The sequence below is a fragment of the Zoogloea sp. genome (assembly GCF_041914405.1).
GTDB lineage: Bacteria > Pseudomonadota > Gammaproteobacteria > Burkholderiales > Rhodocyclaceae > Zoogloea.
The window spans coordinates 130,145-142,143 of sequence record NZ_JAYSDK010000007.1 but is presented as its reverse complement, the minus strand read 5'-3'; the positions used below and the strand labels follow the sequence as shown (position 1 = coordinate 142,143).

The following is an 11,999-nucleotide window of genomic DNA, read 5'->3' as shown; positions in this document are numbered from 1 at the left end:
ACATGCAACCCAGCATCAGATCGGCCGGTTCTCGTCCCGCTCGACCGGCCGGTACTGGGGAAGCAGGAGCACGTAATGCAGCGGGATCCACAGCGCTGCGCCGACGAAACTGCCGAAGAACATCCACCAGCCCGGGAACTCGGCTCCCGCCAGCAGGCGTACGACGACCATCACCACCTGCGCCAGAAACAGCAGCGGCAACACGTGCAAGGCCTGCTCCACCGGCGTGAACCACAACACCCGGCGGGCCAGTTCGTTCGCCGCATAGGCCAGCAGCACGTAAGCGAAGGCATGCTGGCCCAGCGCAGCACCGACACCGATGTCGGTCAACAGGCCAAACACGAAACCCGCGCCGATGCCGATCTTGAGCGGCTCGCGGACGCACCAGAAGGCCAGCACCAAGGCCACGAAATCCGGCACCGCCGGCAAGTGACCGGTGGGAATGTAGTTGAGGAACAGCGCGAAGAAGAGCGTGGTGTAGACGAACCACATCTTCACCGGCAGCAGGATTCGGCTCGAACGGTTGGTCGGTTGCATCGCCTAGTCCTTAACCGCGCGGGGCTTGCGCCCCTTGCCCTTGTTGATGACTTCCGGTTCAGGCGGCCGAGGCAGCACATTGGCCCGTTGGCCGAGTACCAGCACATGGCTGAACTGCTCGACACCCGCCGACGGCAGGCACGGGATGCGCGCGAAGGCCTGGGCCTGGTCGCGCTCCACGCGCGCCACCGTCGCCACCGGCAAGCCCGACTGGAAAACACCGTCAAGGCCTGAGGTCACCACCTTGTCGCCGGGCTGCACGTCGGCGTTGGCAGCCAGGTAGCGCAGTTCCATCAGGCCGTTGCCCGAACCGAAAAGCACCGCCCGCAAACCGCTGCGAACGATCATCACCGGGATCGCCTGGTCCTTATCGGTCAACAGGGTCAATTCGGATTGCATCGGGAAGACGCGGGTGATCTGGCCGACCACGCCGACGTTGTCCACCACCGCCTGCCCGGCCTCGATACCAGCCTGGGTACCCTTGTCAAGGATCACCTTGCGTGAGAACGGGTCCTTCGCGGTGTACATGATCTCGGCAACGACCGTATTGACCTTCTGGCGCTCCCGTACCTCCAGCAGCTCACGCAGGTGACGGTTCTCCTGCTCGATCTGGTCCAGGCGCAACAGGCGCTCGGCGCCCTGCAACTGCTGGCGCTTGAGTTCCTTGTTCTCGATCTGCAGGCGCACCAGCGAAGCAAAGTAGTCCGACGCGTTGCGCACGAAGTCCGCCGGCGTGGCGGCCGCCATCTGCATCGGATAGGCCAGCACCGACAAGCCCTTGCGGAAGGCATCCAGGTAGCGCAGGTTGAGGTCGCTGATCAGCAGGGCCAGCGAGACGAGCACGAAGAACACGAGCTTGGCCAGCGGCGCAGGCCCGCGTTTGAAGAAGGGAGGAGGCGAATGGCCAACCATGGGCAGTTCGCTCGGCGATCATGCAACGACCGCGCCCGGGGCTGGCCCGGGCCACCGGCACACGCGGCTGAACGAAGCGTTCACCGCGGGCGCCTCGGTCGTCGCCGACGCTTACTCGCTGGTGAAGATGGAACCCAGCTGGTCCATCTTTTCGAGGGCCATGCCGGAACCACGCACCACACAGGTCAGCGGATCGTCCGCGACGATCACCGGCAGGCCGGTTTCTTCCATCAGCAGACGGTCAAGGTCGCGCAGCAACGCGCCGCCGCCGGTCAGCACCATACCGCGCTCGGCGATGTCAGCGCCCAGTTCGGGCGGCGTCTGCTCAAGGGCGATCTTGACCGCGGAAACGATCTGGTTGAGGGGCTCGGTGAGGGCCTCGAGGATTTCGTTAGAGGAAATCGTGAAGGCACGCGGGATACCCTCGGCCAGGTTGCGGCCCTTGACCTCCATCTCCTGCACTTCGGAACCCGGGAAGGCCGAGCCGATGCCCTTCTTGATCGCTTCGGCAGTGGTTTCGCCGATCAGCATGCCGTAGTTGCGGCGGATGTAATTGACGATGGACTCGTCGAACTTGTCACCACCAACCCGGATCGAGCCGGCATAGACCATGCCGCCCAGGGAGATCACGCCCACCTCGGTGGTGCCGCCGCCGATATCGACCACCATCGAGCCGGTCGCATCGGCCACCGGCATGCCGGCACCGATTGCCGCGGCCATCGGCTCCTCGATCAGGTACACATTGCTGGCACCGGCACCGAGGGCGGATTCACGGATCGCCCGGCGCTCCACCTGGGTCGACCCGCAGGGCACGCAGATGATGATGCGCGGACTGGGGGAGAACAGGCGGGAATCGTGCACCTTCTTGATGAACTGCTTGAGCATCTGCTCGGTGACGGTGAAGTCAGCGATCACGCCGTCCTTCATCGGACGAATGGCGGTGATGTTGCCCGGCGTCTTGCCCAACATCTGCTTGGCGGACATCCCCACGGCGAGGATGGTTTTCTTGGCGTTCGGCCCGCCTTCGGTGCGGATCGCGACCACGGACGGCTCGTCGAGGACGATGCCTTTCCCCCGGACGTAGATCAGCGTGTTCGCGGTGCCAAGGTCAATGGCAAGGTCATTCGAAAAGTAGGAGCGCAGAGAACCAAACATCGGTGGAGAATCCCGGAAACCGTAGGGGTTGGAGGTGGGAATTGGGCAATCGAAGAATCGCTTATGATAACCTACAAACCTTTGTCGTTTAAGCAACTTTGTAAATAGCCATGTCCCTCTCACTCGACGAAGTCCGCCATATCGCCAAGCTCGCCCGACTCGAACTCGCCGCCGGTGACGCCGAGGCCACGCAGGCCAAACTGAACGGAATTTTCGGCCTCATCGAGGAGATGCAGGCGGTCGACACCGACGGGGTCGAACCGATGAGCCACCCCCAGGAATTGGCCCAGCGCCTGCGCGACGACGCGGTCAGTGAAACCGACCGCCGTGCCGCCTTCCAGGCCGTCGCGCCGCAGACCGAAGCCGGCCTGTACCTGGTGCCGAAGGTCATCGAATAAGGCCCGCCACCGGACTCTGATCGCCGCCGGCCCGGCCGGCGCCCCAGCACCGCTCAAACCGCAGCCCCAAGCACCATGATCGAATCCAGCCTCAAGGACATCGCCGCGGCCCTCCGCGACAAGAAGGTTTCCGCCGTCGAACTCGCCACCGAGAGCTTTTCCCGCATCGAAGCCGGCAACGCCCGCATCAACGCCTTCGTCACCGTCGACCGGGACGGCGCGCTGGCCGCCGCCAAGGCCGCCGACGAACGCCTGGCCACCGGCACCGCCGGCCCGCTGACCGGCATTCCGCTGGCCCACAAGGACGTCTTCTGCACCGAAGGCGTCCTCACCACCTGCGGCTCGAAGATGCTGTCCAACTTCGTCAGCCCCTATGACGCCCACGTGGTCAGCCTGCTCAAAGAGGCTGGCGCGGTGATGGTCGGCAAGACCAACATGGACGAGTTCGCGATGGGCTCCTCCAACGAGAACTCCCACTTCGGCCCGACGCGCAACCCCTGGAACACCGACAAGGTGCCCGGCGGCTCGTCCGGCGGTTCCGCCGCAGCGGTCGCGGCACGCATGGTGCCGATCGCCACCGGCACCGACACCGGTGGCTCGATCCGCCAGCCGGCCTCCCTGTGCGGCATCACCGGCATCAAGCCGACCTATGGCCGCGTGTCCCGCTACGGCATGATCGCCTACGCCTCGTCGCTGGACCAGGGCGGCGCCTTCGGCTACAGCGCCGAAGACTGCGCGCTGCTGCTGTCCGCCATAGCCGGCCACGACCCGCGTGACTCCACCAGCCTCGAACAGGGCGCCGAAGACTTCGGCCGCGACCTGGCCAAGCCCCTCGCTGGCCTGCGCGTCGGCCTGCCCAAGGAATTTTTCGCCGAAGGCATGTCGGACGACGTACGCGCCGCCGTCGACGCCGCCATCGCCGAATACCGCAAGCTCGGTGCCACCACCGTCGAGGTGAGCCTGCCCAACGCCCGCCTGGCGATCCCGGCCTACTACGTGATCGCCCCGGCTGAAGCCAGCTCCAACCTGTCCCGCTTCGACGGCGTGCGCTACGGCCACCGCGCCGCCGACTACGGCGACCTCAACGACATGTACTGCAAGAGCCGCGCCGAAGGCTTCGGCAGCGAGGTCAAGCGGCGCATCCTGGTCGGCACCTACGTGCTGTCCCACGGCTACTACGACGCCTACTACATCAAGGCCCAGAAGCTGCGCCGCCTGATCGCCAACGACTTCGCCGCCGCCTTCCAGCAGTGCGACGTGATCGCCGGCCCGGTGAGCCCGACGGTGGCCTTCGGCATCGGCGAGAAGAGCGACGACCCGGTCCAGATGTACCTGTCCGACATCTACACCATCGCGGTCAACCTAGCCGGCCTGCCTGGGCTGTCCCACCCGGCCGGTTTCGGTGCCGGCGGCCTGCCGGTGGGCCTGCAGCTGATCGGCAACTACTTCAGCGAAGCCCGCCTGCTGAACGCCGCCCACCAGTACCAGCAGCACACCGACTGGCACACCCGGGCCCCTGCCGGCATCTGAGATCTCCGATGAGCGCCGTACCGCGTCCTATCACCTCCCGCATCGCCGCCGGCCTGGCCGTGGCGCTGCTGGCCGGCTGTTCGGCAGTCGCGCCACGGCCATCGACGGCACCGCAGGCGCCCGGCGAACAGCGCCCGTCCGAAGCCCCGGCGGCACCATCCGGCCGCCTCAAGCCGATGCCGCTGCGCACCTTCACGGTCGCCACCGAATGCCGCTTCCGCGACGAAACCGGCAACTCCGGCAAGGCCACGGTGGACGTGTTCAATTCCAAGGTCCGGGCCCTCAACGTCGAGCTGACGATGCCCAAGCGCGGCAGCTGCCGCTACGACCTGGCCAACTTTCATCAAACCCAGGCCCTGCCTTCCGTCGAACTGGAAGGCCCCCGCGACTGCCGCGTGCGGCTGTGGGAGCAGGGCGAACAGATCACCGTCGCCTTCGCCGGCTGCCACACCATGTGTTCCCCGTCCAGCGCCCAGGATTACGTGTGGCCGCTGCTGATCGACAAGAACACTGGCAAGTGCGACTGAACGACCAAGAAATCTAGAGAGCAAACATGAGCAGAACCGACTGGGAAGTCGTCATCGGGCTGGAAATCCACACCCAGCTCAACACGCAGTCCAAGATCTTCTCCGGCGCCAGCACCGCCTTCGGCGCCGAGCCCAACGCCCAGGCCTGCGCGGTGGATATCGCGCTGCCTGGCGTACTGCCGGTGCTCAACAAGGGTGCCGTCGAGCGGGCCATCCGCTTCGGCCTCGCCATCGGCGCCACCGTCGCGCCGAAGAGCGTCTTCGCCCGCAAGAACTACTTCTACCCCGACCTCCCCAAGGGCTACCAGATCAGCCAGTACGAGCTGCCGGTGGTCCAGGGCGGCCAGATCACCCTGCAGGTGCCGGACGGCAAGGGCGGCGCCTACGAGAAGGTCGTCAACCTGACCCGCGCCCACCTGGAAGAAGATGCCGGCAAGAGCCTGCATGAAGACTTCCACGGCATGACCGGCATCGACCTCAACCGCGCCGGCACGCCGCTGCTCGAAATCGTCTCCGAGCCCGACATGCGTTCATCGGCTGAAGCGGTCGCCTACGCCAAGGCCCTGCACGCGCTGGTGCGCTGGATCGACATCTGCGACGGCAACATGCAGGAAGGCTCCTTCCGCTGCGACGCCAACGTCTCCGTGCGCCCCCGCGGCCAGGCCGAGTTCGGCACCCGCCGCGAGATCAAGAACCTCAACAGCTTCCGCTTCCTGCAGCAGGCCATCGACTACGAAGTCCAGTACCAGATCGAGCTGATCGAGGACGGCGGCAAGGTCCAGCAGGCCACCGTGCTGTTCGATCCGGACACCGGCGAGACCCGCGCCATGCGCAGCAAGGAAGACGCCCACGACTACCGCTACTTCCCCGACCCCGACCTGCTGCCGCTGGTGATCTCCAGCGAGTGGATCGCGCGCGTGAAGGGCGAGCTGCCCGAGCTGCCGGAAGCCCTGTCGGCCCGCTTCCAGGGTGAATACGGCCTGTCCGCCTACGACGCCACCACCCTCACCGCCAGCCGCGAAGTCGCCCAGTTCTACCTCGACACCGTCGCTGCCGCCGGCACGGCCAATGCCAAGACCTGCGCCAACTGGGTGATGGGCGAACTAGCCGGTCGCCTCAACAAGGCCGAGCTGGACATCACCGCCAGCCCCGTCAGCGCCGCCCAACTGGCCGGCCTGGTGCAGCGCATCGCCGACAACACCATCTCCAACGCCATCGCCAAGAAGGTCTTCGAGGCGCTGTGGAACAAGGAAGGCGACTCCGCCGACGCCATCATCGAGGCCCAGGGCCTCAAGCAGGTCACGGACACGGGCGCCATCGAGGCGATCATCGACGAAGTCCTGGCCGCCAACCAGAAGTCCGTCGAGGAATTCCGCGCCGGCAAGGAGAAGGCCTTCAACGCGCTGGTCGGCCAGTGCATGAAGGCCTCCAAGGGCAAGGCCAATCCGGCCCAGGTGAACGAGCTGCTGAAGAAGAAGCTCGGCTAAACCTTTAGCCCTAAGGGCTGCCCCTGTGGGGGCGAATTCATTCGCCCGCGGTGGCTCATCCACGCGCGTAGGGCGAATGAATTCGCCCCTACTTCCAATAGGGCAGCAAGGCCTTCGCCGCGTCGATGCGGTGGGTAGCGCTGGCAGTCGGGTCGTTCATGACTGCCAGCAGAAAACTCTTCGGATCACCGAAGCAGCCTTCGACGCCCAGTCTCTCGGTCGTCCCTCCCGCCGGCAGCACCGGCACGCCGGCCTGAACGGCCTCCACCGCCGTCGGCGTCGCCAGTGCCGGTGGCGGGGCCAGCTGAGCCACCGCCCGCTCGAAGGCGTCCCGCTCGATGCGCGCAAAATTGCTCAGCAGATCGGCCTGGCGCTCCGGGTTTGGCGCGATATCCAGCCACGGCTCATGGGCCAGCACCCTGCCCATGGACGGATCGATGAAGGCCGACCACTTGCCACTGGCCCCGTTGATGGCAGGAATCAGGCTCACCGGCCCCGGCGGGCAGACCATCAAGCGCGCCTCGGGCAGCTCACCCAGATAGCGCCGGCACAGCCCGGCCAGGAAAGCGCGGGCTTTCGGCAGCGGCACCGGTTCGGCCAGCGAGAACCACAGCAGGAAACCATCCGCCCCCGTCACCGCCATCACCGGCGCCGGCAGTTGCAGGTCGTCCTGGACTTCCTGCCACAGGGCGGCCACGTAGTCCCAGGCCTCCGCCCCACTCACCCCCAGCACCATGGCCCGCAGCTGCCCATCCGGCCCCATGGGCTCGAAGGCCTGCGCCGCACCGCTCGCCAGGGACACCTCATCCGGCGACAGGCCGGGATGGAAAAAAAGCCGCTGCAGTTCTGCAATCAGTTTATTCATGGATCACCATCTAGACGCCCAAAGCCGTAATTTCGCACTATTTTGAATTGGAATATTCGGCAAAATTAGGCGTTACCTTGTACAAATGCCAATATTGCCATCGTGTAGCTCCGGCCCACCTTCCGCCTAGCCGACCTCCGCCGTGATTGACCTCTTCCAACTCATGCCGCACGGCTACAGCCTGTCATGGCGCCCGGAACTGATCATCTCCCATGTTCTGGGCAACGGCGTCATCGCACTTTCATATTTCTCGATCCCCTTCTTCATCTTCCGCTTCGTCCGCCAGCGACCGGACATCAAGTTCAAGAAACTACACTGGCTCTTTGCCATCTTCATTTTTGCATGTGGCATCACCCATGTCCTGCACGTCGTCGAACTGTGGTGGCCGATCTATTACATCGAGAGCCTGGCCGTCATCGTCACCGCGCTGCTGTCGCTGCTCACCGCCATCACGGTGTGGAAGCTGCTGCCGGATTTTCTCGAATTCCCGAGTGTCACCCAGCTGAAGGCCCTGAACGAAAAGCTGCAGATCGCCGAAGCCGAGCGGCGCACCAGCGAGGAACGCCTGCGCAGCATGGCGGACAGCATTCCCGACAGCTATCTGTACGAATACACCATCGACGCCGACGGCACGCCCCGCTTCCTGCATATAGGGCCGGGCATCGAACGTCTCAACGGCCTCAGCCCGACCGAGGTGATCGCCGATGCGACGCGGCTGTTCAACCAGATCGACCCCGAGCAGCTGCCCGAATACCGGATGTCCGAATCCCTGAGCCGCAGCACGCTGACTGACTTCTCGATGGACCTCCACATGCGCCTGCCAAATGGCGAATGGCGCTGGGTCCATGCCCACTCCCGGCCCCGCATGGATGCCGACGGCTCCGTCGTATGGGACGGGCTGGCCACCGACATCACCAACCGTCACCTGTTCCAAAACGAGATCAACCGCCTCGCCCAGGCCATCGAACAGAACCCGACCGCCGTGCAGATCGTCAATGCCCGCGGCGAACTCGAGTACGTCAATTCGGCCTACACGCGAACCACCGGCTACCAGTTCGGCGAACTCTACGACCAGCCGCGGGAGGCCCTCTTCAGCACCGAGGTATCCGCCGCGGAATTCGCGCAGATCGAGGAGCAGATCCGTTCCGGCCGCCCCTGGCGCGGCGTGCAGGCCAACCGCCACAAGGACGGCGATCTCCACTGGGAAGAAATCACCGCCTCGGCGGTGTTCGACAGCTTCGGGCGGATGACCCACTACCTCTACACCCGCCAGGACATCACTGAAAGGGAGAAGCTGCTGCTCGAGGTGGACCTGGCCAGCCGGGTGCTGTCAGTCAGCAACGAGGCGGTGATGGTCTGCGACGCCCACAACCACATCATCTCGGTCAATCCGGCCTTCAGTCGGATCACCGGCTACACGGAAGCCGAAGTGCTTGGCCGCAACCCGAAAATGCTGGCCTCCGGACGCCACGACCGCAAGTTCTACACCGAGCTGTGGCAGGCGGTCACCCATCAGGGCGAATGGAGCGGCGAGATCTGGAACCGCCGCAAGGACGGCGCCGTGTATCCGGAATGGCTGTCGATCGCCACCTTCACCAGCAAATCCGGCGAGATCCTGAACTACGTCGCGATCTTCAGCGACATCACCTCCCGCAAGGCCGTCGAGGAGCAGGTCCGCCGCCTCGCCCATTACGACCCGCTGACCAACCTGCCCAACCGTACCCTGCTGCAGGACCGGGTCGGCAGCGCGCTGGCCAGCGCCCAGCGGCACCATGGGCGGCTGGCGCTGATGTACCTGGACCTGGACCGCTTCAAGAACGTCAATGACTCCCTCGGCCACCTGGCCGGCGATGCGCTGCTGGTCGAGATGGCGACGCGCCTGAAAGCCCTGCTGCGCGAAGAGGACACGGTCTCGCGCATCGGCGGCGATGAGTTCGTCATCGCGCTGCCGGGCGCCGACGCCCACGGCGCGGCAAGCGTCGCCAACAAGGTCCTCCACGCGGTGGCCGAGAGCGTCAGCTACGACGGCCATGACCTCAGCGTCGGCGTCAGCATCGGCATCGCCCTCTACCCGGAAAACGGCCACAGCTACGAAAGCCTGACCCAGGCCGCCGACGCCGCCCTCTACCGGGCCAAGCAGACCGGCCGCAACAACTACCAGTTCTTCACCACCCAGCTGCACGCCAGAGCCCAGAACGTGCTGCGCATCGAAAGCGCCCTGCGGCGGTCGGTGGAGCGCAACGAGCTGTTCCTGCACTACCAGCCCCAGTTCGACATCGGCGGCGGCACCATCGTCGGCGCCGAGGCCCTGCTGCGCTGGCACAACCCGGAGCTCGGCTGGGTGTCGCCCGGCGAGTTCATCCCGGTGGCCGAGGAGTGCGGGCTGATCCTCGAGATCGGCAGCTTCGTCCTGAACCAGGCCGTCCAGCAGCAGGCGCGCTGGCTACGGGCAGGCATCCCGGTGGTCCCGCTGGCAGTCAACCTGTCGCTGGCCCAGTTCCGCCAACCCACCCTTCCATTGGAAATCGCCACCCTGCTCGACGAATACGGCCTCCCCGCGCGGCTGCTCGAACTGGAGCTGACCGAGAGCATGGCGATGGACGACCCGGCCTTCGTCGTGCAGACCGTAGACAAGCTGTCGGAGCTCGGCGTGACCCTCTCCATCGACGACTTCGGCACCGGCTACTCCTCCCTGTCCTACCTCAAGCGCTTCCGCGTGCACAAGCTCAAGATCGACCAGTCCTTCGTACGCGACCTGCCCCACTCGTCGGACAGCGAGGCGATCATCAGCGCCATCATCGGCATGGCCCACAGCCTCAAGTGCAAGGTCATCGCCGAGGGCGTCGAGACCATCGAACAGCTGCAATGCCTGCACCAGAACGGTTGCGACGAGGCACAGGGCTACCACTTCAGCCGCCCGGTGCCGGCCGACGACTACGTCGCCCAGCTCAACGGGCGCAGCCTGCGGGAAGAGCTCCAGTGAGCAGCGCCCCCCCCTCCACCATCACCCTGCTCGGCGCCGACGGCGAGCGCCGGGTGAGCGTCCAGCCCGGCCACAGCGTGCAGGACACCCTGGTCGGCACAGGCCTGGCGCCGACCGGCAGCTGCAACGGCCAGGCCTTGTGCGGCCAATGCCGGGTGCAACTGGTGGACGGCGACGCGAGCGCCCCGACACCCGGTGAACAACGCCTGCTGCGGCCCGCCGAGCTGGAGGGTGGTCAGCGGCTGGCCTGCCAGCTGCGGCCCCGCGGCGACATCGTGCTCACCCGTCCACTCGGCCCAGCCCACCAGGCCTGGCGGGCGCTGCGTGAAGACGAATATTTCCCGCAGCCCGTCCCGCTCCAACCGCGCCACCCAGCCCGCCCCTGCGGGCTGGCCATCGACCTCGGCACCACCCACATCCGCCTCAGCCTGTGGGATCTGCCCAGCGCGCGCCGGCTGGCCGGCCGGGCCGGCCTCAACCCCCAGATCCCGGCCGGCGCCGACGTACTCAGCCGTCTCGCCGAAGCCACCCGCAGCCCGGCCAGCGCCGCACGCCTGCAAGCCTGGGTGATCCGGGCCATCGCCGCCGAACTGGCCACCCTGACGGCCGACCTGCAACTCGCCACGACCGATATCGGCGAGGTCCGCATCGTCGGCAACACCGCCATGCTGAGCCTGCTGGCCGGCCGCAACCAGGCCCTGCTACTCGACCCGGACAACTGGACCCGGACCATCGACATCTCCCCCGCCGACCCGGCCGCGCTGCGCGCCGCCTGGGGGCTGGCCGCCGACTGCCGGCTCGACTTCGTGGCCCCCCTCGGCGGCTTCGTCGGTTCCGACCTGCTGGCCGGCATCCTCGCCACCGGCCTCTGCGCAGGCCCGACCAACGCCCTGCTGGTGGATTTCGGCACCAATTCGGAACTCGCCCTGTGGGACGGCGAGCGCCTGCACATCACCTCCACCTCCGGCGGACCGGCCTTCGAAGGCAGCGGCATCTCCTGCGGCATGCCCGGCGAAACCGGGGCCATCTATCGCATCGCAGCCGGCCCCAGGCCAGGGGAGTGGCGCTGCCGGGTCCTCGGCGACGGCCCCGCCCGGGGCATCTGCGGCTCCGGCCTGGTGGATGCGCTGGCCTTGCTGCGGCAGCAAGACCTGCTCAGCCCGCTCGGCCGCCTGCGCCTGCCCCCGGGCCAGTCGGGCCAGCCACTGGATGCCGGGTCGGCAGGGCTGCAGCTGAGTCCGGCCGACATCGACGTGTTCCAGCGCGCCAAGGCGGCCATCGGCGCCGGCATCCGCTGGCTGTGCGACGAGGCCGGCATCCACCCCAGCCAGATCCAGCGCATCCACGCTTGCGGGGCCTTCGGCCGCCTGCTCGACATCGCCCATGCACAGGCCATCGGCCTCTTGCCCACCATCCCCGTCGAGCGGATCAGCGCCGCGGCCAACTCGGCCCTGGCAGGCTGCGAAGCCCTGCTGTTCGCCGCCCCGGGCACCGACCCGCTGGCTGCCATCCGCCACCGGGCCAGGCTGTTCAACCTGAGCCAAGCGGAACGCTTCGAAATGCTGTTCATCGAGAACCTCTACATCCAGCCCCTCCCAGCCTAGA

The 11,999-nt window shown here is 66.5% G+C and carries 10 protein-coding genes; 6 read left to right on the top strand and 4 right to left on the bottom strand.

Features of this window, described 5'->3' with window-relative positions:
- Nucleotides 1-15: 15 nt before the first annotated feature.
- From mreD to ACE3RX_RS06485, 3 genes are all read right to left on the bottom strand, one after another.
- Nucleotides 16-537, bottom strand: coding sequence for a rod shape-determining protein MreD (gene mreD, locus ACE3RX_RS06495; protein WP_374481535.1), 522 nt, complete (start codon nucleotides 535-537; stop codon nucleotides 16-18).
- A gap of 3 nt (nucleotides 538-540) precedes the next feature.
- The gene (mreC, locus tag ACE3RX_RS06490) at nucleotides 541-1,449 is read right to left on the bottom strand and encodes a rod shape-determining protein MreC (protein WP_374481533.1); all 909 of its coding nucleotides are present in this window, start codon (nucleotides 1,447-1,449) and stop codon (nucleotides 541-543) included.
- A gap of 111 nt (nucleotides 1,450-1,560) precedes the next feature.
- Nucleotides 1,561-2,604 carry a rod shape-determining protein gene (locus tag ACE3RX_RS06485; protein ID WP_374481531.1) on the bottom strand — a complete coding sequence of 348 codons (1,044 nt, stop codon included), beginning with the start codon at nucleotides 2,602-2,604 and terminating at the stop codon, nucleotides 1,561-1,563.
- Between the two features lie 110 nt (nucleotides 2,605-2,714).
- Between ACE3RX_RS06485 and gatC the strand changes: the two genes are divergently transcribed.
- The 4 genes from gatC (at nucleotide 2,715) to gatB (ending at nucleotide 6,546) form a co-directional block, all read left to right on the top strand.
- The gene (gene gatC / locus ACE3RX_RS06480) at nucleotides 2,715-3,002 is read left to right on the top strand and encodes an Asp-tRNA(Asn)/Glu-tRNA(Gln) amidotransferase subunit GatC (RefSeq protein WP_374481529.1); all 288 of its coding nucleotides are present in this window, start codon (nucleotides 2,715-2,717) and stop codon (nucleotides 3,000-3,002) included.
- A 75-nt stretch (nucleotides 3,003-3,077) separates the two neighbouring features.
- Nucleotides 3,078-4,532 (top strand): Asp-tRNA(Asn)/Glu-tRNA(Gln) amidotransferase subunit GatA, encoded by a 1,455-nt coding sequence (gene gatA / locus ACE3RX_RS06475; RefSeq protein WP_374481527.1) that lies wholly within the window; start codon nucleotides 3,078-3,080, stop codon nucleotides 4,530-4,532.
- An 8-nt stretch (nucleotides 4,533-4,540) separates the two neighbouring features.
- Nucleotides 4,541-5,059 carry a hypothetical protein gene (locus ACE3RX_RS06470; protein ID WP_374481525.1) on the top strand — a complete coding sequence of 173 codons (519 nt, stop codon included), beginning with the start codon at nucleotides 4,541-4,543 and terminating at the stop codon, nucleotides 5,057-5,059.
- A 26-nt stretch (nucleotides 5,060-5,085) separates the two neighbouring features.
- Nucleotides 5,086-6,546, top strand: coding sequence for an Asp-tRNA(Asn)/Glu-tRNA(Gln) amidotransferase subunit GatB (gene gatB, locus ACE3RX_RS06465; RefSeq protein WP_374481523.1), 1,461 nt, complete (start codon nucleotides 5,086-5,088; stop codon nucleotides 6,544-6,546).
- 88 nt (nucleotides 6,547-6,634) lie between these two features.
- Here the strand turns inward: gatB and ACE3RX_RS06460 are convergent, their stop codons facing one another.
- Nucleotides 6,635-7,411 carry a hypothetical protein gene (locus ACE3RX_RS06460; protein WP_374481521.1) on the bottom strand — a complete coding sequence of 259 codons (777 nt, stop codon included), beginning with the start codon at nucleotides 7,409-7,411 and terminating at the stop codon, nucleotides 6,635-6,637.
- Between the two features lie 142 nt (nucleotides 7,412-7,553).
- Here ACE3RX_RS06460 and ACE3RX_RS06455 point away from each other — a divergent pair, with 142 nt between their 5' ends.
- Both ACE3RX_RS06455 and ACE3RX_RS06450 read left to right on the top strand, forming a co-directional pair.
- Nucleotides 7,554-10,394: an EAL domain-containing protein gene (locus tag ACE3RX_RS06455; RefSeq protein ID WP_374481519.1), complete on the top strand. Its 2,841-nt coding sequence runs from the start codon at nucleotides 7,554-7,556 to the stop codon at nucleotides 10,392-10,394.
- Nucleotides 10,391-11,998, top strand: a complete 1,608-nt coding sequence (locus ACE3RX_RS06450) for an ASKHA domain-containing protein (protein WP_374481517.1) — start codon at nucleotides 10,391-10,393, stop codon at nucleotides 11,996-11,998. The genes ACE3RX_RS06455 and ACE3RX_RS06450 overlap by 4 nt, the downstream gene beginning before the upstream one ends.
- The last annotated feature ends 1 nt before the right edge of the window (nucleotide 11,999 follow it).

Bases quoted from the DNA above. Each gene is read 5' to 3' on its own strand.
- mreD (WP_374481535.1), bottom strand. From the start codon at position 537: ATGCAACCGACCAACCGTTCGAGCCGAATCCTGCTGCCGGTGAAGATG.
- mreC (WP_374481533.1), bottom strand. From the start codon at position 1,449: ATGGTTGGCCATTCGCCTCCTCCCTTCTTCAAACGCGGGCCTGCGCCG.
- ACE3RX_RS06485 (WP_374481531.1), bottom strand. From the start codon at position 2,604: ATGTTTGGTTCTCTGCGCTCCTACTTTTCGAATGACCTTGCCATTGAC.
- gatC (WP_374481529.1), top strand. From the start codon at position 2,715: ATGTCCCTCTCACTCGACGAAGTCCGCCATATCGCCAAGCTCGCCCGA.
- gatA (WP_374481527.1), top strand. From the start codon at position 3,078: ATGATCGAATCCAGCCTCAAGGACATCGCCGCGGCCCTCCGCGACAAG.
- ACE3RX_RS06470 (WP_374481525.1), top strand. From the start codon at position 4,541: ATGAGCGCCGTACCGCGTCCTATCACCTCCCGCATCGCCGCCGGCCTG.
- gatB (WP_374481523.1), top strand. From the start codon at position 5,086: ATGAGCAGAACCGACTGGGAAGTCGTCATCGGGCTGGAAATCCACACC.
- ACE3RX_RS06460 (WP_374481521.1), bottom strand. From the start codon at position 7,411: ATGAATAAACTGATTGCAGAACTGCAGCGGCTTTTTTTCCATCCCGGC.